20 protein-coding genes and 2 pseudogenes are annotated in these 20,992 nt (G+C 69.3%); 15 read left to right on the forward strand and 7 right to left on the reverse strand.

The window, feature by feature from the left end; translation table 11 throughout:
* The first annotated feature begins 96 nt into the window (after nucleotides 1–96).
* Nucleotides 97–1,179 (forward strand): anthranilate phosphoribosyltransferase, encoded by a 1,083-nt coding sequence (gene trpD, locus ADBZ6I_RS00970; protein ID WP_526379956.1) that lies wholly within the window; start codon nucleotides 97–99, stop codon nucleotides 1,177–1,179.
* On the opposite strand, the pseudogene ADBZ6I_RS00975 reads toward trpD, so the two are convergent.
* A pseudogene (locus ADBZ6I_RS00975) lies at nucleotides 1,117–2,946 on the reverse strand (DEDD exonuclease domain-containing protein); the annotation flags it as partial. The gene trpD and the pseudogene ADBZ6I_RS00975 overlap by 63 nt on opposite strands.
* A gap of 134 nt (nucleotides 2,947–3,080) precedes the next feature.
* On the opposite strand from ADBZ6I_RS00975, the gene ADBZ6I_RS00980 reads away from it, so the two are divergent.
* From ADBZ6I_RS00980 to ADBZ6I_RS01020, 9 genes are all read left to right on the forward strand, one after another.
* The gene (locus tag ADBZ6I_RS00980) at nucleotides 3,081–3,311 is read left to right on the forward strand and encodes a hypothetical protein (protein ID WP_526379958.1); all 231 of its coding nucleotides are present in this window, start codon (nucleotides 3,081–3,083) and stop codon (nucleotides 3,309–3,311) included.
* A 177-nt stretch (nucleotides 3,312–3,488) separates the two neighbouring features.
* On the forward strand, nucleotides 3,489–4,598 hold the full coding sequence (ripC, locus tag ADBZ6I_RS00985) for a peptidoglycan hydrolase RipC (protein WP_526379960.1): 1,110 nt from the start codon (nucleotides 3,489–3,491) through the stop codon (nucleotides 4,596–4,598).
* 73 nt (nucleotides 4,599–4,671) lie between these two features.
* Entirely contained in the window at nucleotides 4,672–5,436 is a 765-nt protein-coding gene (locus ADBZ6I_RS00990; protein WP_526379962.1) for a hypothetical protein, read from the forward strand.
* Between the two features lie 10 nt (nucleotides 5,437–5,446).
* Nucleotides 5,447–6,604 (forward strand): glycosyltransferase family 4 protein, encoded by a 1,158-nt coding sequence (locus ADBZ6I_RS00995; RefSeq protein ID WP_526379964.1) that lies wholly within the window; start codon nucleotides 5,447–5,449, stop codon nucleotides 6,602–6,604.
* Between the two features lie 46 nt (nucleotides 6,605–6,650).
* Complete coding sequence (locus ADBZ6I_RS01000; RefSeq protein ID WP_526379966.1) at nucleotides 6,651–7,040, forward strand: polyketide cyclase / dehydrase and lipid transport; 390 nt, start codon at nucleotides 6,651–6,653, stop codon at nucleotides 7,038–7,040.
* A 37-nt stretch (nucleotides 7,041–7,077) separates the two neighbouring features.
* Nucleotides 7,078–7,512 (forward strand): SRPBCC family protein, encoded by a 435-nt coding sequence (locus tag ADBZ6I_RS01005; protein ID WP_526379968.1) that lies wholly within the window; start codon nucleotides 7,078–7,080, stop codon nucleotides 7,510–7,512.
* Nucleotides 7,513–8,832: an ArsA family ATPase gene (locus ADBZ6I_RS01010; protein WP_526379970.1), complete on the forward strand. Its 1,320-nt coding sequence runs from the start codon at nucleotides 7,513–7,515 to the stop codon at nucleotides 8,830–8,832.
* Nucleotides 8,829–9,248, forward strand: coding sequence for a hypothetical protein (locus ADBZ6I_RS01015; protein WP_526379972.1), 420 nt, complete (start codon nucleotides 8,829–8,831; stop codon nucleotides 9,246–9,248). Before ADBZ6I_RS01010 ends, ADBZ6I_RS01015 begins: the two co-directional genes overlap by 4 nt.
* Before the next feature lie 99 nt (nucleotides 9,249–9,347).
* Nucleotides 9,348–10,085, forward strand: coding sequence for a lysophospholipid acyltransferase family protein (locus tag ADBZ6I_RS01020; protein WP_526379974.1), 738 nt, complete (start codon nucleotides 9,348–9,350; stop codon nucleotides 10,083–10,085).
* Here ADBZ6I_RS01020 and ADBZ6I_RS01025 read toward each other — a convergent pair.
* Nucleotides 10,027–11,358, reverse strand: a complete 1,332-nt coding sequence (locus tag ADBZ6I_RS01025; protein ID WP_526379976.1) for a glycosyltransferase 87 family protein — start codon at nucleotides 11,356–11,358, stop codon at nucleotides 10,027–10,029. The two genes, ADBZ6I_RS01020 and ADBZ6I_RS01025, sit on opposite strands and share 59 nt — an antisense overlap.
* A gap of 60 nt (nucleotides 11,359–11,418) precedes the next feature.
* On the opposite strand from ADBZ6I_RS01025, the gene ADBZ6I_RS01030 reads away from it, so the two are divergent.
* The 3 genes and pseudogenes from ADBZ6I_RS01030 (at nucleotide 11,419) to ADBZ6I_RS01040 (ending at nucleotide 14,315) form a co-directional block, all read left to right on the forward strand.
* Nucleotides 11,419–12,324 (forward strand): hypothetical protein, encoded by a 906-nt coding sequence (locus ADBZ6I_RS01030; RefSeq protein WP_526379978.1) that lies wholly within the window; start codon nucleotides 11,419–11,421, stop codon nucleotides 12,322–12,324.
* Between the two features lie 7 nt (nucleotides 12,325–12,331).
* Nucleotides 12,332–12,814, forward strand: a pseudogene (locus tag ADBZ6I_RS01035) (polyadenylate-specific 3'-exoribonuclease AS); the annotation flags it as partial.
* A gap of 103 nt (nucleotides 12,815–12,917) precedes the next feature.
* The gene (locus ADBZ6I_RS01040; RefSeq protein ID WP_526379980.1) at nucleotides 12,918–14,315 is read left to right on the forward strand and encodes a class II 3-deoxy-7-phosphoheptulonate synthase; all 1,398 of its coding nucleotides are present in this window, start codon (nucleotides 12,918–12,920) and stop codon (nucleotides 14,313–14,315) included.
* Nucleotides 14,316–14,435: 120 nt separating this feature from the next.
* Here ADBZ6I_RS01040 and ADBZ6I_RS01045 read toward each other — a convergent pair whose 3' ends face one another.
* Nucleotides 14,436–15,722: a protein kinase domain-containing protein gene (locus ADBZ6I_RS01045; protein WP_526379996.1), complete on the reverse strand. Its 1,287-nt coding sequence runs from the start codon at nucleotides 15,720–15,722 to the stop codon at nucleotides 14,436–14,438.
* A 107-nt stretch (nucleotides 15,723–15,829) separates the two neighbouring features.
* Between ADBZ6I_RS01045 and ADBZ6I_RS01050 the strand changes: the two genes are divergently transcribed.
* Nucleotides 15,830–16,246: an Rv2175c family DNA-binding protein gene (locus tag ADBZ6I_RS01050; RefSeq protein ID WP_526379982.1), complete on the forward strand. Its 417-nt coding sequence runs from the start codon at nucleotides 15,830–15,832 to the stop codon at nucleotides 16,244–16,246.
* A 12-nt stretch (nucleotides 16,247–16,258) separates the two neighbouring features.
* Here ADBZ6I_RS01050 and ADBZ6I_RS01055 read toward each other — a convergent pair whose 3' ends face one another.
* Genes ADBZ6I_RS01055 through ADBZ6I_RS01070 form a run of 4 tightly spaced genes read right to left on the reverse strand, consistent with a single transcriptional unit; the run spans nucleotide 16,259 to nucleotide 20,270 of the window.
* The gene (locus tag ADBZ6I_RS01055; protein ID WP_526379984.1) at nucleotides 16,259–17,782 is read right to left on the reverse strand and encodes an alpha-(1->6)-mannopyranosyltransferase A; all 1,524 of its coding nucleotides are present in this window, start codon (nucleotides 17,780–17,782) and stop codon (nucleotides 16,259–16,261) included.
* 6 nt (nucleotides 17,783–17,788) lie between these two features.
* Entirely contained in the window at nucleotides 17,789–18,877 is a 1,089-nt protein-coding gene (gene idsA2, locus ADBZ6I_RS01060) for a bifunctional (2E,6E)-farnesyl/geranyl diphosphate synthase (protein ID WP_526379986.1), read from the reverse strand.
* Between the two features lie 19 nt (nucleotides 18,878–18,896).
* The gene (locus ADBZ6I_RS01065) at nucleotides 18,897–19,598 is read right to left on the reverse strand and encodes an LppM family (lipo)protein (RefSeq protein WP_526379988.1); all 702 of its coding nucleotides are present in this window, start codon (nucleotides 19,596–19,598) and stop codon (nucleotides 18,897–18,899) included.
* Between the two features lie 42 nt (nucleotides 19,599–19,640).
* Complete coding sequence (locus ADBZ6I_RS01070; protein ID WP_526379998.1) at nucleotides 19,641–20,270, reverse strand: GNAT family N-acetyltransferase; 630 nt, start codon at nucleotides 20,268–20,270, stop codon at nucleotides 19,641–19,643.
* A gap of 277 nt (nucleotides 20,271–20,547) precedes the next feature.
* On the opposite strand from ADBZ6I_RS01070, the gene ADBZ6I_RS01075 reads away from it, so the two are divergent.
* The gene (locus ADBZ6I_RS01075) at nucleotides 20,548–20,946 is read left to right on the forward strand and encodes an SCO2097 family morphological protein (RefSeq protein ID WP_526379990.1); all 399 of its coding nucleotides are present in this window, start codon (nucleotides 20,548–20,550) and stop codon (nucleotides 20,944–20,946) included.
* The last annotated feature ends 46 nt before the right edge of the window (nucleotides 20,947–20,992 follow it).

Below are 20,992 nucleotides of genomic sequence, written 5' to 3' on the forward strand. Positions count from 1 at the left end.
GATCCGGTACACCCAGGGCCAGAATTAGTTCTAAGAAGTTTTGCCGACGTCCGAGCGCAGGTTGGTTGGGATCGGGTGTCATGCGACGATCAGGCGGTGAATTCAGCGTCTAACGGGCCCCCCGAAGAGCCGTCGATTTCGTCATGGCCGCAGGTCCTGGGCCGTTTGACGATCGGGGAAGAGTTGGCTGCGGGGCAGGCCGCCTGGGCGATGGACCAGATCATGGCGGGCACGGCTACGCCGGCTCAAATTGCGGCTTTCGGCGTGTCGATGAAGATGAAGTGCCCGACGGCGGCCGAGGTGCGGGAGTTGGCCGACACCATGCTCCGGTACGCACTTCCCGTTCCCACCGACGTCATCGGCACCGACACCGTGGACATCGTCGGCACCGGCGGTGATCGGTCCAACACCGTCAACCTCTCCACCATGGCGGCCGTGGTGGTGGCCGCTGCCGGAGTGCCGGTGGTCAAGCACGGCAACAGGGCGGCGTCGTCGCAGAGCGGCGGCGCCGACATGCTCGAGGCGCTCGGTGTGCGGATCGATTTGGGACCGGATCAGGTGGCCCGCTGCGTGCATGAGGTCGGCATCGGGTTCTGCTTCGCCCCGGTCTTCCACCCTTCCTATAAATACGCCGGTCCGCCCCGCCGGGAGATCGGCGTGCCAACGGTCTTCAACCTGCTGGGGCCGCTGACGAATCCGGCCGGTCCGCGGGCCGGTCTGATCGGCTGTGCGTTCGGCGAGCTGGCCGAGGTGATGGCGGGCGTCTTCGCCGCGCGGCGGGCCAGTGTCCTGGTGGTGCACGGCGACGACGGACTCGACGAGCTCACCACCACCACAACCAGCACCATCTGGCGGGTCCAGGCCGGCACCGTCGACAAGCTCACTTTCGACCCGCTGGGCTTCGGGTTTCCGCGTGCCCAGGTGGCGGAGTTGGTGGGCGGTGACGCGCAGGCCAACGCCGAGGAGGCCCGTGCCGTCTTCGCCGGTGCCACCGGCGCGGTGCGCGACGCGGTGGTGCTCAACGCGGCCGGGGCGATGGTCGCCCACGCCGGTTTATCCAGTCATGCCGAATGGCTGCCGTCCTGGGAGGACGGGCTGAGCCGCGCCGCCGAGGCGATCGATTCCGGGGCGGCGCAGCGCCTCCTGGAGCAGTGGATCCGGTTCACCCAGCAGCTCTGATGCCGCGGCTTGGGCCGAACGGGCCTTGGCGGCCCAATCCAGCCACGGCCCCGCGGAGTGCCGCGGTGACGTCAAACCGTCTGTGGCGCAGACGATCCGGACGCCCTGCTGCGTCAGCCAGCGGGCGATGAGTGCGGTCTCCTCGACCAGCGCGCCGCCCAGCGGTGCCGGCTGCGGCAGCACCACCTGGGCTCCGCTGCGCAGCGCCTCCACCACCGGCATCGGCGGAACGCCGCGACGCGCACAACCTGCGGCGGCCAGTTGGCCGTGCCGCACCACCGCCAGCTGCCAGCCGCCACGGCCGTCGGGCGCGGCGGCCACCAGTTCCACGACCGCGGCCAGGGCACGCAGCCGTTGCCCCCGCCACAGCACCTCGACCGTGGTCATTGTCAAATCCCGCAACCGCGCCGCGCTCTCGTACCGGCCGCGATCAGCCAGATCGCCGACCCGGCGCACCGCCTCGGCCAGCGCGGTGTTGTCCAGACCGTCGATCAGGTCGGCCGCCCGGCCGGCGGCGGGTGCATAGTCGACGGCGCTGAGCCCGCGCGGCGCCGGGCAGGGGGAGACCTCCCGATCCGGGCATCCCGGCCCATGCACGCCGCCGCGCCCGATCCGGCCGGTGCAACTGCGCACACCAGTCAGGCGACCGATCAGCCCGGCGGCGTCGACCGCGGCGGCCCGGGTGCGGAACGGGCCGACGGCCCGCTCGCTGCGCGGTCCCCGGACCACGGAGAGTCGGGGGAACGGCTCATCGGTGAGCACCAGCCACCACCATCGGTGCGGGAACCGGGAGCGCCGGTTGTAAGGCGGGGCGTGGGCGGCCAGCAGACGCAGTTCGCGCACCCCGGCTTCCAGTGCGTGCGCGCACTCGATGTGGTCGACGGCGGTGGCCAGTGCCACCATTTCCTTCATCCGCACCCGCGGATCGGCGCCGGTGAAGTACTGACCGACTCTGCGATGCAGGTCGGTCGCCGTGCCGACGTAGAGAACCTCGGCCGTCGGCCCACGGAACAGGTAGACCCCCGGTCGGTGCGGCAACCGCTGGGCGAGCACCCGCTTGCCGCGCTGTGCGGTGGTCACGTTCGGCAGGTAGGACCGCAGTTCGCTGTAAGTGGTGACGCCCTGGTTGCCCACCCGCTCGATGAGGGCGTGCAGCACGTCGACGGTGGCCCGGGCGTCGTCGAGTGCGCGGTGGGTGGGTTCGGTGGCGGACTTGACCAGCCGGGCCAGAGCGGATAGCCGGACGCTGGGAGCCTCTTCGCGACTGAGCACCCGGCGGGCCAGTCGCACGGTGCACAACACCGGCGGCCGCGGCCAGGCGATGTCACAGCGTTCGGCGGCCGCGCGCAGGAAGCTCACGTCGAATCCGGCGTTGTGTGCCACCAGCACGGCCCCGCGGGCGAACTCGAGGAACATCGGCAAGACCGCGGAGATGGTCGGTGCGTCGCGCACCATGGCCGTGGTGATGCCGGTGAGCTGCACGATCTGCGGCGGAATGCTGCGCTGCGGGTCGACCAGGGTGGCGAATTCGCCGATCACCTCGCCGCCGCGCACCTTGACCGCGCCGATCTCGGTGATCGCGTCGAACGACCCGTCGGGCGCCGTCTTGGACCGCCCGCCGGTTGTCTCCAGGTCGACGACGACGAACGTGGTGTCGCGCAGCGTGCGCTCCGCGGCGGCCAAGAGGTTGTCGTCGAGATCGCCGCCCTCCCCATCGCCGACGACGTCACCGAAGCTCAGCTGGAGCGCGGGGCGGGCGGCGGTCACGGTCTGCAGACGGTAGGGGCCGATACCGACAAGCCAGGCGCACCGAACTCTAAATGTTGTCAGAGGGTCGTCTTAGGGTCCTCGATCAGTGCACTTCACCACTGCGCGCCGTACCAGGCGACGAAGGAGACGACATGGGACACCACACGCCGGAGCCGGATGAACCGGTGATCATCGACTGCGACGAGTGCGCGGTACGCGGTCCGGGTTGCCGAGACTGCGTGGTCAGCGTACTTCTTGGAGTACCCGAAACTTTGCTGCACGACGAACGCGCCGCGTTGGAGGTACTTGCTGACGTCGGTCTGGCGCCCCGATTGCGGCTGGTGCCGATCCGTCGCGACGGCAAACCTGGACTGGCCAGCTAGTCTGAGCCGGCCCTCGTGCTGGGCTCGCTTAAACATTCTGGCGCCATTTCTGTGTGAATTCTTAATGCGCACGTTGGACAAAGGCCGTTGCCGTTTCGTAACCTGTTCGAGACCTAAGGCACATGGACAGGCAGTTCGACGGATTTGGTGTCGACGGCAGTCAAAGGATGCGAAGTCTTGAAGTTTTTCCCCTCGTTCGTGACGAAATGCGTTGTCTGCAAGCCGTTGGTCGGAACCCTCGTGGGAGTCACGGCGATCAGCTCCGTCTGGAGTGCGGCCGCGTTTGCTGATCCGGCTGAGGATGCGCTGGTGAAACTGACCGAACTGTCCCGGCAGGCCGAGCAGCTGACCGAGACCATGCATTCGGCCCAGCTAGACCTGGACACGAAGATCTCGCTGCATAACGAGGCGGACAAGAAGCACGCCGACGACCTGGCCGCCCTCGACGCCGCCAAGGCGCAGTTGACCACCTACCAGGGCAACGTCGACAAATTAGCTGCCTCGGTCTACATGGGCGGCCGCACCGACGGCATGAACGCGATGCTGACCGCCGGCTCCCCGCAGAACCTGATCGACAAGATGTCCGTGCAGCGCGTGATGGCCATCGAAATGGCCCAGCAGATGCGGGGCTTCAGCCAGGCCAGCCAGCAGGCCCTGACCATCGAGGCCGCCTCGGCCAAATCCGCCGCCGACGCCAAGGCCGCCGCCGATGAAGCGGCCGCCGTGCGGGCCGACCTGCAGAGCAAGCAGTCCGAACTGCAAGTCCAGATCACCGAGGTCAAAGCGCGCTACGCGTCGCTCACCGCCGCGCAGCAGGCCGCGCTCGCCGCGCCGGCCGCGCTGCCGCCGTCGGTCATGGCGGCTCCGGCCCCCAGCGCCGTCCTCGGTGACGTCGCCTCGCTGGCCGCGCTGCCGATACCCGGCGGGGGTGGCGGCGGCAGCGGTCTGGGTGCCTCCGCCGTCCAGGCGGCCCTGAGCCGCATCGGGTCGCCGTATGTCTGGGCAGCCGCCGGTCCCAACGCGTTCGACTGCTCGGGTCTGGTGCAGTGGGCCTTCCGGCAGGCCGGCGTCGTGCTGCCGCGCTCAAGCTACGCCCTGGCAGCCGGTGGTCAGCCGGTGTCGTTGGACCAGATGCAGCCCGGCGATATCGTCACGCAGTATTCGGACGCCTCGCATGTGGGCATCTACGTCGGCGACGGATTGATGGTGCACGCCTCCACCTACGGCATTCCGGTCCGTGTCGAGTCAGTGCACAGCGCCCCGATCTACAACGTTCGTCGTTACTGATAGGTCGGTCGCTACCGACACCGCAGTCCGCCGCGTCCGCCGATTCGCGGCGGCTGTCCTGGTTGCGCAGATCGTGGCCGCATCGGTGGTGATCGTGTCGCTACCCGCCCGCCCGTCCGTGCAGCGAGAAGCCGCCGCGGAGCATCGGACCATCCACGCCGTCAGCCTCGGCGGCAGCCGCACCGACGTTCTCCTGGAGCGCGTACGCGCCGACCTCGGCGATGCCGTCAGCGCCGTGGAACGGTTCTGGGGAACCGACTGGACACCAGAGATCACCGTCGTCGCCACCGGCACCCAGGCCCAGTTCGCCACTGAGGCGCACCTGGACCCACAGGGGCAGTGGGGCGATATCGCCGCCGTCGCGGTCGCCGATCAGGTGGACCTCGCCGGACGGACGGCGTCCGGGCAGCGCATCGTGCTGGCTCCGGGAGCTGCGGACATGTCGGATTTCGCGCTGCGAATCGTGCTGACCCACGAGCTTTTTCATCTCGCAGCCCGTACCGGCACCGCGCTGGACGCACCCCGCTGGCTGACCGAGGGCGTCGCCGACTTCGTGGCCCGCCCGCTCGCACCGGTACCCCGCACGGCCGGGGTCGACACCGCGCTGCCGACAGATGCCGACCTCGATCAGCCCGGACCGCAACGGTCCACCGGCTACGACCGGGCCTGGTGGTTCGCCCGATTCGTTGCCGACGTCTACGGAGTCGACGGCCTGCGCCGGCTCTACACCCGGGCCTGCGGTCCCGGCCACGCCGATCTCGGCACGGCGGTCCGGGAGGCCCTCGGCGTGGACTCCGTTGAGCTGCACAGCCGGTGGGCGGCGTGGCTGACCGGTTAGCCTGGCGTCGATGACACGGATCTTGCTGGTCACCAACGACTTTCCGCCGCGACGCGGCGGCATCCAGTCCTACCTGGAGCAATTCGCCAATCGGCTGGCCGCCACCGGCGAGCATCAGCTGACCGTCTACGCCCCGCAGTGGAAGGACGCCGACGACTACGACCGCGCGGCACCGTTCCCGATCGTCCGGCATCCCGGCACGCTCATGCTCCCCGAACCCGGGGTGGATCGCCGGATGCGCAGGCTGATCGGCGAGCACGGCATCGAGACGGTGTGGTTCGGCGCCGCCGCACCGCTGGCGCTGCTCGGTGACCGGGCCCGCGGGGCCGGTGCGCAGCGGGTGCTGGCCTGCACCCACGGCCACGAGGTGGGCTGGTCCATGCTGCCCGGCGCCCGCTCGGCGCTGCGGCGCATCGGCGAGAGCGCCGACGTCGTCACCTACGTCAGCCGCTACACCCGCGGTCGGTTCGCGTCGGCATTCGGGCCGCGGGCGCGCCTGGAGCCGCTGGCCCCGGGGGTGGACGCTGAGCGCTTCCGGCCTGACCCGGCGGCCCGCGCCGAACTGCGGGCGCGCTACGGCCTCGGTGAACGCCCAGTGGTGGTGTGCATCTCGCGGCTGGTCCCGCGCAAGGGCCAGGACATGCTGATCAAGGCGTGGGCCGACATCGCTCGCCGGGTCGCCGGGGCGGCCCTGGTGATCGTCGGCGGCGGGCCGCACTCCGAAGCGCTTCACGCGCTCGCCGAAGACAGTTCCGCCGGTTCTGACGTTGTGTTCACCGGCGGGGTGCCCGGGGAGGAGTTGGCCGCCCACTACGCGATGGCCGACGTCTTTGCGATGCCGTGCCGGACCCGCGGGGCTGGTCTGGACGTCGAGGGCCTGGGCATCGTGTTCCTGGAGGCGTCGGCGAGCGGGGTGCCGGTGGTGGCCGGCCGGTCCGGGGGCGCGCCGGAGACCGTCGTCGAGGGCGAGACCGGCAACGTCGTCGACGGGCGCTCCCATGAGCAGATCGTCGAGGTCATCGCCGGACTGCTGGCCGACCCCAGCCGGGCCCGCCGGATGGGCCAGGCCGGTCGGGAGTGGATAGTCCGGGACTGGAGCTGGGACACTCACACCGCCCGGCTGTCGGACCTGCTGCGGGTGCGCCCGGTCCAGCCGCTCGGCTGGTGAGGCGGTAGCTGCCCCACGCGACGGGAGAATATGTGAAGCTTTGGTGGTGAGCAGCATTCAGGTGGCCGACGAGACTTTCGTCGCCGCCCGCGCCGTTGCGGTCGGCCGCGCCGTAGGAGACCGGCCCAGTTGGCGGCGGTGGTTTCCCGACCTGCTGCTCGATGTCGTCGAGGACCGCGCCGACAAGGGCGTCCGCTGGACCGTCGCCGGACCGCTGACCGGAACCATGGAGATCTGGCTGGAGCCCGTGCTCGACGGGGTGATCCTGCATTACTTCCTGCATGCCGAGCCCACCGGTGCCGCCCCCGGGGAACTGGCAAAGATGGACCTGCCCGGCATGGCCCACCGGCGCCGGGTCGCAGGCAAGCGGATGGCCTTCGAGGTCAAGAACGTCCTCGAGGCCGACCGCCCCGTGGGTGTCGCCCCGACGGTGTGACACAAGGACCTGATCGAGCAATGGGTAAGCGGTAACAGTGGCTGACAAGACGGCGCAGACCATCCATATCGATGCGGATCCCCGCACGGTGATGGATGTCATCGCCGATATCAGCGCTTACCCGCAGTGGGTGTCGGAGTACACCCAGGCAGAGGTTGTGGAGGCCGACGAGGAGGGCTACCCCCGGGTGGCCCGGCTGGTGCTGGACGCCGCGGTGCTGCGCGACACCATGGTGCTGCGGTACGACTGGCCCGAGGACCGGACCTCGGTGCGCTGGTCACTGGTGTCCAGCTCACTGCTCAGGGCCCTCGACGGCGCGTACACGTTGACCCCCAGTGGGGCCGGAACCGATGTCACCTACGAGCTGGCCGTCGACCTGACGGTGCCGATGATCGGGCTGCTGAAGCGCAAGGCCGAGCGGCGGTTGACCGAAACCGCGCTCAAGGACCTCAAGAAGCGGGTCGAGGGCTGAGTGAACCAGCGTGACGCCGCCGCCGATGCGGGCCAGCAAGACGGGGCCCGCATCAGCTTCTTCGTGGGCAAGGGCGGTGTGGGCAAGTCGACGCTGGCCGCCGCCACTGCCGTGCGGGCCGCACTGGGCGGACAGAAGGTCCTGACGGTCTCGACCGATCAGGCACATTCCCTGGGCGACGTCTTCGGCGTGCCGGTGGAGCCGGCCGGCCAGCCCGAGCCGGTCCGGATCCTCACCGAGGAACACGGCGGCGACACCGGCGGCGGGCATCTCGACGCGCTGGCCTTGGACACCATGAGTCTGCTGGAATCCGCCTGGCGCGCGGCGGCTCCGGTGCTGGCCGCGCAATTTCCGGAATCCGATCTCAATGACGTTGCGCCGGAGGAGATTTCGGCTTTTCCCGGCATTCAGGAGGTGCTCGGACTGCGTGCCGTGGCCGACCTGGCCCAGTCCGGGCGGTGGGACTACGTGGTGGTGGACTGCGCTTCCACCGCCGACGCCCTGCGGATGCTGACCCTACCGGCGTCGTTCGCGTTGTACGCCGAACGCAGCTGGCCTCGGCACCGCCGGTTGTCGGCTGGCCTCGGTGAACCCCGCTCCGTCGTCACGGTGGCCATGGTGGAGGCCGTCCATGCCGGTGTCGAGAACCTGGCGGCGCTGCTGACCGCGCCGCGGGTGGGCGCCCATCTGGTGCTCACGCCGGAGCGGGTGGTGGCAGCCGAAAGCGTGCGTGCCCTCGGGTCGCTGGCGGTCATGGGTGTGCGGGTCAACGAATTGATCGTCAACCAGGTTCTGTTCCAAGACGATTCCTTCGAGTACAGCAATCTGCCCGAGCACCCCGCCTTCGACTGGTACGCCGCTCGGATCGCCGAGCAGCAGTCGGTGCTCGACGGATTGGGTGCCGCCGTCGGCGACGTCGAACTGCTACTGGCACCGCATCTGCCGGGTGAGCCCATCGGCCCGAAGGCGTTGGCTCAGCTGCTCGACGATGCCCGCCGCCGGGACGGCTCGGCGCCGCCCGGGCCGCTGCGCCCCGTCGTCGACCGGGAATCCGGCTCTGGCCTCGATGCGGTCTACCGGTTGCGGCTGGAGTTGCCCCCGCTGGACTCGGGGCGGTTGAATCTCGGTCGGGCCGGTGATGATCTGATCATCAGCGTCGGCGGGTTGCGCAGACGCGTGCGCCTGGCCGCCGTGTTGCGCCGGTGCATCGTGGCCGGCGCGGCGATGCGGGGTACCGAGCTCACGGTGAGATTCCGGCCCGACCCGGCGGTGTGGCCGGCATCGGACGCCGGTGCGGCAGACGAGGGGGAGCGCGCATGAGCCAGCCGTTTGGTCACTCCGATATGGGGCCGGAGTTGCGACTCCTCGCCCAGGCCATCCTCGAGCGACTCGACCCGGCGGTGCGAGCCGCGGCGTCGATGGCCGGCGAGGCGCTGCGCGGACCGGGCCGCTGTGAACAGGTGTGGTGCCCGGTCTGCGCGCTGGTGGCGGTGGTCAACGGCGAACAGCACCCGCTGCTGACTCTGCTCGCCGAGCACAGCGAGACGCTGATGACGGTGGTCCGGTCGATGGCCGAGGATCAGCCGCCGGCTGACCCGAAGGCCGACCCGTCGGCCGCTGACTCGACGAAGCCGGGGGCCGCCGAGTCTGACGCCGGCGCACCGCCGCCGTCCTCCAACGGCCGCTACCACCACATCCCGATCATCGTGGACACCGACGGCGATTCGAGCGCCTGAGGATTGTCCGTGAACACGCTTGTCGTGTAGTCCCGGCACCAGCGGCTCGGTAGAGTGAGCCGGGTACGTCGGAACCGCTGAGCACGCGAGGGAGGGTCTATGTGGTACTGGCTTTTCAAGTACATCTTCATGGGCCCGCTGCTGACGTTTTTGGGGCGTCCGAAAGTCGAAGGCCTGGAATACGTTCCGACGTCCGGCCCGGCGATCCTAGCCAGTAACCACCTCGCGGTGGCCGACAGCTTCTTCCTGCCACTGGTGGTCCGCCGCCGGATCACCTTCCTGGCCAAGGCGGAGTACTTCACCGGCACCGGCATCAAGGGCGCGTTCAACCGGTGGTTCTACACCGTTGCCGGCCAGGTGCCGATCGACCGCACGAGTGCCGACGCCGCGCAGGGCGCCCTCGACACCGCCGAGTGCATCCTGGTCCAGGGAAAGCTGCTCGGCATGTACCCCGAGGGCACCCGCTCGCCGGACGGTCGGCTTTACAAGGGCAAGAGCGGACTGGCCCGGCTCGCCCTGGAGACTGGCGTCCCGGTGATCCCGGTCGCGATGATCGGCACCGACGTGGTCAATCCGCCGGGGTCGAAGTTCTGGCGCTTCGGGCACGTCACCGTCCGGTTCGGCAAGCCGATGGATTTCTCCCGGTTCGACGGCATGGCCGGCAACCGCTTCATCGAACGGGCCGTGATCGACGAGGTCATGTACGAACTGATGAAGCTCTCCGGCCAGGAGTACGTCGACGTCTACGCGGCCTCCCTCAAGAAGGGGGTGCCGGGCGCTAAGCCGGCTGAACCAGGTCAGCCATCGGCGCGGATCCCGGAGACCGCCGCGGGTTAGCCGGCGGGGCCGCCAGCCGCACACCGCATACGGCGATCGCCGCGAGCGCCCACCAGACGTAGGACATCCCGAACAGTTGGCGCCACCAGGTGGCGCCTTCCTCGTGATGCTCGGGCAGCAACGTGATCAACGGCCACACCATCAGCGCGACGCCGGCCGCGCACACCAGAGCCAGCCACAGGTCCCGGCGACGGACGGCGGTCAGTGCCATCACCAGAATCGTCGGCACCATCCAGACCCAATGGTGTGACCAGGACACCGGTGACACCACCAGCCCGAACAACGCAACGCACACCAGCGCCAGCGGCTCGTTGCATTCCTGGCCCGGCAGCATCCGGCGGACGGCCCATACCGTCAGCGCCAACACCGCCAGACAGACCGTCGTCCACACCAGGAAATGAGTGCTGTGTCCTAGGCCCAGCCGGGCCAGCGCCCCGGCGGCGTTCTGATTGGTGTTGAGCGTCGGTGTCCCGATCCGCTCGGTGTCGTGCACCGTCGTCGTCCAGTACTCCACCGAATCCCGCCAGGCCAGCGCGAAACCGAGCAGCGTGGCCGCGACGAAGGAACCGATGGCGGTCAGCACCGCGCGGCCGTCCCGCCGGAGCACGAAGTACAGCAGGAACACCGCAGGCGTGAGTTTCAGCGCTATCGCCAGGCCCAGCAGCAGTCCGCGCGGCCACGGCGTCCGGCGCGGCACACAGTCGGCGATCACCAGGGTCATCAGGATCACGTTGACCTGACCGAACGAGAAATTCGCCTGGATGGGCTCCAGCCACCACACCGCCAGGGCCACCACGCCCGCCGCTAGCCACCAGCGGCGCAGCCAGCCCGGCTCGTTGCGCTCCTGCCCGTTGCCCGCTTGCCAGGACTGCGCCACCTGCAGGCGGGTCAGCACGATCCAGGTCGACACCAGCAGCAACACCAGGGTGGTCACGGTAATCGCCACGCTGGCCACGGGCAGCGAGACCAGGGCGAGCGGGCTGAAGGCAACGGCGGCCAACGGCGGGTAGGTGAACGGCAGAGTGATGCCGGCCTGGGTGGGGAAGCGCACGCCCTCGGCGTACAGCGGGGTGCCCTGCAGCCAGGTCTGCCCACCCATCCGGTAGACGTCGGCGTCGATCCGGTAGGGGATGTGCCGGAACAGCATCCAGCAGGCATGGACGACGCCGAGCAGAATCAGCACCTGGGTCAGCCGCCAGAGGGCGTCAGGCAGGCGGGCGGATCGGGGTCGCCCGGCCAGACTGCCCGAGTCGCGCGACCGTAACCTGCTCATCTCGCCGTCCAGCGTATCGGTCCGTACCTGCAACGCCGGGGAAGGCGTAGTTTCTACGCCGTGCCCTCAGGCCTCTACTTCGGCGTATTCACCGTCGACTTCCACTTCACAGCCCCCGGGCGCCAGCCGCTGCTGTGGTGCCTGATCGCGTTCATCCTGACCTTTTTCGCCACCCGCACGATTACCCGGTACATCCGTGCGACGGCCGACCGGACCGGCCCGCACAAGTGGTGGCAGCCGCGCAACATCTCCGGCAAGGGCGGCACCCACATCCACCACGCCGTCTTCGGGGTCATCCTGGTGCTGATCTCCGGTGTGACGATGGTCGCGATGTCCACCGGCGGCACCCTGCGGCAGTTCACCGCCGTCGCGATCGTCTTCGGTATCGGCGCCGCGCTGGTCCTCGACGAGTTCGCGCTGATCCTGCACCTGGAAGACGTCTACTGGTCCGAGGATGGCCGGACCTCGGTCGACGCCGTGTTCGTCGCGGTCGCCGTGGCCGGCCTGCTGGTGCTCGGTTTCAATCCGCTCAATCTGTTCGACGTCGGGATCTGGCGCGACGCCGACTCGTTGACCGCCCGGATCACCGTGCTGGCGCTCACCGTGGTGAATCTGGGCCTGGCCGTGCTGGTGCTGCTCAAAGGCAAGCTGTGGACCGGACTGCTCGGCATGTTCTTCACCCCACTGCTGTTCGTCGGGGCGATCCGGCTGTCCCGGCCGCACGCACCATGGGCGCGGTGGCACTACCACGACAGACCGCGCAAGATGCATCGCTCGCTGGAGCGGGAGCGGTATCTGCGCCGCCCGTTCGTGGAGGCCAACCTGTGGTTGCAGCACGTGATCGCCGGGGAGCCGCGGTTCCCCAGTGATACCGAGGTCGACGCCGAGCTGGACCGGGAAATTCACGCCGCACCCCCGCCCGCGGAGCCCGCCGATCCGGCGCCGACCGGCACAGCAGGGGGGTAGCCACGGCGTGCGGTACTTCTATGACACCGAGTTCATCGACAACGGGCGCATCATCGACCTGATCTCCATCGGCGTCGTCGCTGAGGACGGCCGCGAGTTCTACGCGGTGTCCACCGAGTTCGACCCCGAGTCGGCGGGCCGCTGGGTGCGCACCCACGTGCTGACCAAACTGCCGTCCCCGGCATCCAAGCTGTGGCGGTCGCGGCGAGCGATCCGCGAGGGCCTGGAGGAGTTCTTCGGCATCGACGGCCCCGAGCCGGTCGAGCTGTGGGCCTGGGTGGGCGCCTACGACCACGTCGCGCTGTGTCAGCTGTGGGGTCCGATGACCAGCCTGCCGCCGCAGATCCCGCGTTTCACCCGGGAATTGCGGCAGTTGTGGGAGGACCACGGGTCGCCGCGGATGCCGCCGCGGCCGCCCGACACTCACGACGCACTGGTCGACGCCCGGCACAACCGCCGTCGCTACCTGCTGATGATGACCGGGCACGATGTGGAGGCCCACCCCAGCACCCATCCCGGCGCTGACGCTTCGACGCAGGTAGGCCGCATCGCCGGTGGTCGGGGCCCCGGGGCAAGCCCGTTAGGATAGTCGCGTGAACTGGACCGTCGACGTACCGATCGACCAGCTGCCGGCGCTGCCGCCGCTGCCGACCGAACTGCGGGAGCGGCTGGATGCGGCACTGGCCAAGCCGGCTGCTCAGCAGCCCAGCTGGGATCCCGGGCAGGCCGCGGCGATGCGCACGGTCCTGGAGAGCGTCCCGCCGGTCACCGTCGCCTCGGAGATCGAGCGGCTGTCCGATCAACTCGCGGCCGTGGCCCGCGGCGAGGCATTCCTGCTGCAGGGCGGCGACTGCGCCGAGACCTTCGCCGACAACACCGAGCCGCACATCCGGGCCAACATCCGCACGCTGCTGCAGATGGCGGTGGTGCTGACCTACGGTGCCAGCCTGCCGGTGGTGAAGGTGGCCCGCATCGCCGGCCAGTACGCCAAGCCGCGGTCCTCCGACATCGACTCTCTGGGCCTGCGGTCCTACCGCGGAGACATGATCAACGGTTTCGCTCCGGACGCCGCTGTGCGCGAGCACGATCCGTCCCGGCTGGTGCGGGCGTACGCCAACGCCAGCGCGGCGATGAACCTGGTGCGTGCGCTGACCTCGTCGGGTCTGGCCTCGCTGCACCTGGTGCACGACTGGAACCGCGAATTCGTGCGCACCTCCCCGGCCGGTGCCCGGTACGAAGCGCTGGCCGGCGAGATCGACCGCGGCCTGAGCTTCATGAGCGCCTGCGGCGTCAACGACCGCAACCTCGACACCGCCGACATCTACGCCAGCCACGAGGCGCTGGTGCTGGACTACGAACGGGCCATGCTGCGGCTGTCCGACGAGTTCCCCAGCCAGTCCCCGGAGCCGCGGCTCTACGACCTCTCCGCGCACTACATCTGGATCGGGGAGCGCACCCGCCAGCTCGATGGAGCCCACATCGCCTTCGCCGAGGTGGTGGCCAATCCGATCGGGGTCAAGATCGGGCCGACGATGACGCCGGAACTGGCGGTGGAGTACGTCGAGCGGCTCGATCCGCACAACAAGCCGGGACGTCTGACGCTGATCAGCCGGCTGGGCAACCACAAGGTGCGCGACGTGCTGCCCCCGATCATCGAGAAGGTGCAGGCCACCGGCCATCAGGTCATCTGGCAGTGCGACCCGATGCACGGCAACACCCACGAGTCGTCCACCGGTTACAAGACCCGCCACTTCGACCGGATCGTCGACGAGGTGCAGGGCTTCTTCGAGGTGCACCGCGCGCTGGGCACCCACCCCGGCGGCATCCATATCGAGCTGACCGGCGAGAACGTCACCGAATGCCTCGGCGGCGCCCAGGACATCTCCGACACCGACCTGTCCGGCCGGTACGAGACCGCCTGCGACCCGCGGCTGAACACCCAGCAGAGCCTGGAGCTGGCGTTCCTGGTCGCGGAGATGCTGCGCGACTGACGGTCGAGTCGACGATGCCGCCGAGGAACGAGGCGGAGGAGGAGCGAGACGATTGGGGCTGACGGTCGAGTCGACGATGCCGCCGAGGAACGAGGCGGAGGAGGAGCGAGACGATTCGGGCTAGCCCCGGCCCAGCAGCCCCTGCACGTTGAGCCCGACGCTCCACGCCGCGGTGGCGACCAGGCCGGTGACAATGAGCACGGCCAGCACCCAGAACACCATGGCGCGCCGGCTTCGCTGCTGTGCCCAGGCGAACTCTTCGACGTCGATGCCGGCGAAGTGCCTTGTGCCAGGCCGGTAGTCATCAAAGTCCGGTTCGTCGTAGTCCGGTTTGTCGTAGTCCGGTTCGTCGTAGTCGGGTTTGTCGTAGTCCAGATCGTTGTAGGCGTCCCGGAACTCGGCTGGGGCGGCGTCGAACTGCGGACCCGGACGCCGTGGCTGCGGTTCGGGGGTGAACTGCCGGGTTCGCGCCGGTGCGCCGGGCGCGGGCCGGTGGGGCGGCGGGCCGGCTGGGCGGCCGTGCACCACCGTCGCGGCGGCGTGCTGGGCGGAACTGCGGGGCGCCGGCACCCGGAATGCCGGCAGGCTCAGTTGCTCGGCGATGCCATCCAGGGCGGCGCCCATGGCCGCGGCGTCGGGGAAGCGGCACTCCGGGTCCCGTGCGGTGGCGTGCGCGATGAACTCGTCGAACTGCCGCGGCACCCCGTCGATGAGCGTGCTGGGCGGGGGAACGTCGTGGTCGAGCCGCTGGTGGGCCAGGCTCAGCGGGTTGTCACCTCGGAAAGGGATTGTGCCGGTGAGCAATTCGAAAGCCATGATGCCGGCTGAGTAGACGTCGCTTCGAGGTCCGGTGGGACGGCCCTCGACCTGCTCGGGGGACAGGTAGCCGGCGGTCCCGAGGATCACGCTGGTGGAGGTGATCCCGGCCTCGGCGATGGCCCGGACCAGACCGAAGTCGACCAGCTTGACCTCGCCGTCGTCGGAGATCAGCACGTTCTCCGGCTTGATGTCGCGGTGCACCAGGCCGGCGCGGTGTGCCACGGCCAGTCCGCCGAGCATGGGCCGCAGCACCGCGGCGACGGCGTGCGGCGGCATCGGGCCCCGTTCGCGCAGCAGTTCCCGCAACGTCCCGCCCTCGACCAGTTCCATCACCAGGTACGGGTGGGTGCCGTCGTTGCCCTGGTCGTAGATGGCGACGAGCCCGGGATGTTTGAGCCGCGCGATCGCCCGGGCCTCACGCTGGAAACGGGCCAGGAACTGCTGATCGCCGGCGTAGCGGGCGTCCATCACCTTCAGCGCCACTGGCCGGTCCAGTCGCAGGTCGAGGCCCCGGTACACCGTCGACATTCCACCGGTGGCGATCCGGGTCTCGACCCGGTAGCGGCCGTCTAGGGCAGCGCCGACCAGGGGGTCCGTCACCGGCCCATCCTAAGTCGGCGACCGGTGCGTAACCCGGCTCGCGGATTCGCCCGCAGCGGCGTGTCCGCCGGCGCCGGCTCTCTAGAATGTCTGGCGTGAGCAGCATTCCGGCCGGTGACGACGTTCTCGACGCAAGCGAACCGGTGTACGACCTCCCCACCGTGGCCGAGTTGCTGCGGGTACCGGTGACCAAGGTCCACCAGCAGCTGCGGGAGGGCCACCTGGTGGCGGTGCGCCGCAACCGGATTCCGGTCGTCCCAACGGCCTTCTTCTCCCAATCCGAGGCCGGTGCGGTCCAGGTGGTCCGCGGGCTGTCGGGGCTGCTGGCGGTACTGCGCGACGGCGGCTACCAGGACGACGAGATCCTGCGCTGGATGTTCACCGCCGACCCTTCGCTGACCCTGACCCGCGACGGAACCCGCGAAGCGCAGCACAACGCCCGCCCGGTCGATGCACTGCACTGCCATCAGGCCCGCGAGGTGCTGCGCCGCGCCCAGGCGATGGCCTACTGAGACTGGCTTGCGTCAGACCGGCTGCCGGCGGACCGAGATTCCCTCCGGCCGGCTCAGCGCACGCCAGGCAGCCGCGGCGCACGCGGTCGCCAGCAGGACGTGCAACCAGGAGTACATGCCGTGGGAGCCGTCCGGTTTGAAGATCACCATGATCCACGTCGAGAACCCGGCGATGAGAGCGATCGCCGGCCGGGACTGGGTCAGCGCCGACATCACCGCCAGCGGCCAGGTGTAGTACCAGGGGAGTGCGGCCGGCACGAACAGCACCACCACCACCATCGCCCAGGCGATGCCCTGCAACGCTTCCCGATCGTCGTGGCGGAACCGCCACCACAGCAGTGGAAGTGACACCAGGATGATCCCGACACCGACCAGCCGGGTGACGTCGAGCACGGCGTAGAAGTTGACCGGGATGACCATTCCGACGATCGCGTCGGTGAGATTGGCCAGCGCGGTGGGCACGGTGAGCCAGTTGATGATCCGCACCGATCCCTGCAGTGCGGTGAGCCAGCCCAAGCCGACGCCGGCCAGGCCGGAGAGCACGGCGAAGACCGCGACGAAGGTGGCGGCCGAGGCAGCCGAGGCCACGACGAACGCCCGCATCCGGTTGCCGCCGATGTGCCGGACCCACACCCACACCATGAACGGAAGCGCCAGTATCGCAGTGGCTTTCACCGCCACGGCCACCGCGATCAACGCGGCCCCGACGACATGGCGGCCGGCGAAGGTCGACGCGATGCCGGCCATCATCAGACCGACCATCAGCATCTCGTTGTGCACACCGCCCATCAGGTGGATGATCACCAACGGGTTGAGCACGCAGATCCACAGCGCTACAGCACCATTGGCGCCGACGTGGCGGGCCACCCGGGGCGCCGCCCAGATCAGCAGTGCCAGGCCCGGAAGCATGCACAGCCGCAGCAGCATGGTGCCGGCGACGACGTTGTTGCCCACCAGCGCGGTGACGAACTTGGCCACCAGGATGAACGCCGGGCCGTAGGGGGCGGTGGTGGTGGTCCACACCGAACTGACGTTGTCCAGCAACGAGTTCGGATTCTCGATCGGTCCCACGACGTACGGGTCGAAGCCGTCGCGCAGCAGGGCGCCCTGCGCCAGATAGGAATAGGTGTCCCGGCTGAACAGCGGAACACTGATCAGCATCGGTGCGATCCAGAACGCGGTGGTGGCGATCATGGTGTACTCGCTGGTCGATCTGCCGTCGAGCATCCGCCGGCCCAACCACGTCCAGGCCGCCAGCGTCACCAGCACCCCGGCCCACAGCACCAGCGACGAGACCACCAGGCCGTGGCCGAACCGCAGCCACGACACGTGGATGGACTCCAGCACCGGATCGTGCTGCTGGGTGCTGCCCGCCCCCAGCCCGCCGACCGCGATCAGCGCCGTCCCGAGCAAGCCCAGCCAGGCGGGCCGGCTGTCGTCGCTGCGAGCGAAGGCAAGGAATCGGCTGGCGGCGGTCCTGAAGGAGGAGGAGGCGGAGGAGGGGGAGGCCGACGCTGCGCCGGTGGGCACGGACATCTGCGTTCAGGCCGACCGGTGGGCGGCCAATCCGGCGAGTTCGGCCAGACCGGCCTTTGCCGGAGCGTTGACGGGGGCGCGTTCGAGGGCCTCCAGGGACCGTTGGGTCAGGACGCCGATCCGGTCCTCCACCGCGGCCAGGGCGCCCACCGATTCGATGACGGCGCACACCTCGCCTACCTCGCTGTCGGTCAGCTCCGTCCCGATCGAGGAGCGCAGCAATTCGGCGGCGGCCGGGTCGGATCGCTCGGCGCGCTCGACTGCCTCGGCCAACAGCACCGTCCGTTTGCCTGATCGCAGGTCGTCCCCGGTCGGCTTGCCGGTGACGGCCGGGTCGCCGAAGACGCCGAGGACGTCGTCGCGCAGCTGGAAGGCGATACCCAGATCGGTGCCGATGCTGTGGAACGCGGTCTGGATCTCCGGGCGGTCGGCAGCCGCGGCCGCACCGAACTGCAGCGGCCGCGACACCGTGTAGGACGCCGTCTTGTAGGTGTTGACGTTCATCGCCGTGGCGATCGAGTGCGATCCGCTGGATTCGGCCACGATGTCGAGGTACTGACCACCCAGGACCTCGGTGCGGATGTCCGACCAGACGCGCTGAACCCGCCGGCGCGCATCCGCCGGCAGCTCGGCCGCCGCGACGATGTCGTCGGCCCATACCAGGGAGAGGTCGCCCAGCAGGATCGCCGCCGACTGGCCGAACTGATCAGAGGACCCGCGCCACCCCCGGCCGCGGTGCAGTTCGGCGAAGTGCACGTGCGCCGTGGGCATTCCGCGACGGGTGGCCGAACCGTCGATGACGTCGTCGTGCACCAGGGCGCAGGCGTGCAGCAGTTCCAGCGCGGCGAACAGCGTGAGCACGTCGTCGTCGACCGGATCATGAGGGCCGTTGGTGACAGCGCGGTAGCCCCAGTAGGCGAAGGCCGGCCGCAGCCGTTTGCCGCCGCGCAGCACGAACTCCTCCAGCGCGGCGATCAGACCGTCGTAGTCGGTACCGATGTACGCGGCGTCGGCGCGACGGCCGGCCAGGTAACCACGGAGCTGTTCGGTGACGGCGCCGGCAAGCTCAAGGGCCGACGGCGCTGTTGTATCCACGGTCACAGACTAGATGTCTCTACCGGTCCTCGTCGTGCGCCGCCGCGGCGTACCGGGGTGAGGTGCGGTCGTGATCACGCCAGGCCAGCGCGGCGATGATGCCGGCCACCAGGCAGGCTGCCAGGCCAAGCCAGAGAGCCGCCGCGGTGAACGAGCGGGTGCTGGGATCGGTGAAGCGGGACTGCGCGCTCATCGTGTTGACCACCCCGGGCTCCAGCTTCCACTCGACCAGGCTGGTGTCGATGCGGTCGCCGTTGGTCGACGTCACCTCGCCCGGGAACTGGGCGCTGAACTTCACGTCGGACTCCGGGTCGGTGACATTGGTCAGGTCCACCCGACCCTCCAGGACCACCAGCTCACCGGCCCGACGCAACGAGATGTCGACTCCGGTGGCATCTCGGCTCAGGTTGGACAGTTGGGGCAACTCAGCCAGGGTGAGGTCGGTGAAACGGGCCTGCGAGCCGACGTAGCCGTCGGCCCGGTAAGACGACACCGAGACCTTCTGGCTGAAGCCCAGGTTCTCGTTGAACTGGGGGCCCTTGTCCTTGTCATCGCGCGGCTTGACGGCGGCGACGATCTGCCCCGACACCGTGTCGTCACGCGAGACGGTGATCGAGGCATGTACGCGCAGACATCCGGTCAGCACGGGTGTCACGAACAGCAGCAGCAACACCAGCGCGCGCAGGCTACGCCCGGAGCGACCACGGAGAAGGGACAACACGATGGGTATCGTGCCAGACCGCCGGTCTACAGCGGCACGGGTCTACAACGGCAGCGCCCGACCGAGAATGGCGAACGCCCGCGGGTCGCCGGAGAAGCGGTAGTCGCGGATGATGTCGGCGAAGCCGAGCCGCCGGTAAAGCCGCCAGGCCCGGTTGGGTTGGTCGGCCATCTCCGGTGTCGACAGCAGCACCCGGGACTCAGCGCGGTCGTTGAGCAACCTGCGCGCCAGTGCCTCGCCTAGCCCGCGGCCCTGGGCTGCCGGATGGATGTGCAGCTCGGTGAGCTCGAAGTAGTCACTCATCAGGCGGTCGATCTCGGTGTAGGGCAGGCCGCAGTGCCGAAGCCCGCGCTGCACCTGCTGCTGCCACCACTGGTCCGGCGCGCCCCGGTAGCCGTATGCGATGCCCCGGATCTGGGCGGTGGCCAGTTGCTCGGGAGCGGGAGCGGCGTCGGCGTCCCCGTCAAAGCCCACCTGGTTGTCCGGCTGGGAGTCCACCTCGACGGCCGCCACCGCGTGCCACCCGGCCCTGCGGGTGTGATCAAGCCACATCGGCGCACGCTGGCTCTCGGTGCCGCGGGGGTATCCCATCGCGTCGACGTACACCGCCAGGGCGTCGCCGAGCCGGGCCTGCATGTCGTTGGGCGACAGGTCGAGGAGGAACGTCGCCAACGTCTGCTGCCTCCTCGTCACCGTCGACCGCCGTACAACGCCATTATGGGCTGGTTCCCCCCGAACGCCCGGAGCAGTCCTTACGGCCGCGTTACGTGCTGCGAGCGAATCTGGTGCTTCGCCGGGGGCGAGTTAGACTCCAAAAAGTACAAGCCAAATTTCCGGTGTTGAAACCGGGTGGTATGGGGCATCCCCACCTCGTATCATTGGGTAGGTCGCCCGGTCCTCGCCGCGGCGGACACCCCGCTAACCGGCCGCGTCGGCTAAGGAGGGACGAATGCCACTCTCCGAGCATGAGCAGAGGATGCTCGACCAGATCGAGAGCGCTCTCTACGCCGAGGACCCCAAATTCGCGTCCAGCGTGCGGGGCGGAAACATGCGCACGCCATCGACGCGCAGGCGCCTGCAGGGTGCGGGACTGTTCCTGCTGGGTCTGGCGATGCTGGTCACCGGGGTGGCGGTCAAGGCCACCATGGTGGGGGGATTTCCCGTCCTCTCCGTCCTCGGCTTTATGGTGATGTTCGCCGCGGTGGTCTTCGCGATCACCGGGCCGCCGGTTAACGGCATGCGGGAAAGCGGCGGGTCCGGCCCGGTGCGCCAGCCGCGGCGCGGCAAGTCGGGTGGGTCGTTCACCAACCGGATGGAAGACCGCTTCCGCCGCCGTTTCGACGAATAAGCCCAGCTCTGGCAATAGGGGCAGCCGACTCGGCTGCCCCTGTTCG

It is taken from the genome of Mycobacterium sp., from assembly GCF_044342925.1.
Lineage (GTDB): Bacteria > Actinomycetota > Actinomycetes > Mycobacteriales > Mycobacteriaceae > Mycobacterium.

Excerpts from the sequence above, each read along its gene's own strand:
- ADBZ6I_RS01055 (WP_526379984.1), bottom strand. The coding sequence starts at position 17,782 with ATGTCCGTGCCCACCGGCGCAGCGTCGGCCTCCCCCTCCTCCGCCTCC.
- ADBZ6I_RS00995 (WP_526379964.1), top strand. The coding sequence starts at position 5,447 with ATGACACGGATCTTGCTGGTCACCAACGACTTTCCGCCGCGACGCGGC.
- ADBZ6I_RS01015 (WP_526379972.1), top strand. The coding sequence starts at position 8,829 with ATGAGCCAGCCGTTTGGTCACTCCGATATGGGGCCGGAGTTGCGACTC.
- ADBZ6I_RS00980 (WP_526379958.1), top strand. The coding sequence starts at position 3,081 with ATGGGACACCACACGCCGGAGCCGGATGAACCGGTGATCATCGACTGC.
- ADBZ6I_RS01025 (WP_526379976.1), bottom strand. The coding sequence starts at position 11,358 with ATGAGCAGGTTACGGTCGCGCGACTCGGGCAGTCTGGCCGGGCGACCC.
- ADBZ6I_RS01020 (WP_526379974.1), top strand. The coding sequence starts at position 9,348 with ATGTGGTACTGGCTTTTCAAGTACATCTTCATGGGCCCGCTGCTGACG.
- ADBZ6I_RS01075 (WP_526379990.1), top strand. The coding sequence starts at position 20,548 with ATGCCACTCTCCGAGCATGAGCAGAGGATGCTCGACCAGATCGAGAGC.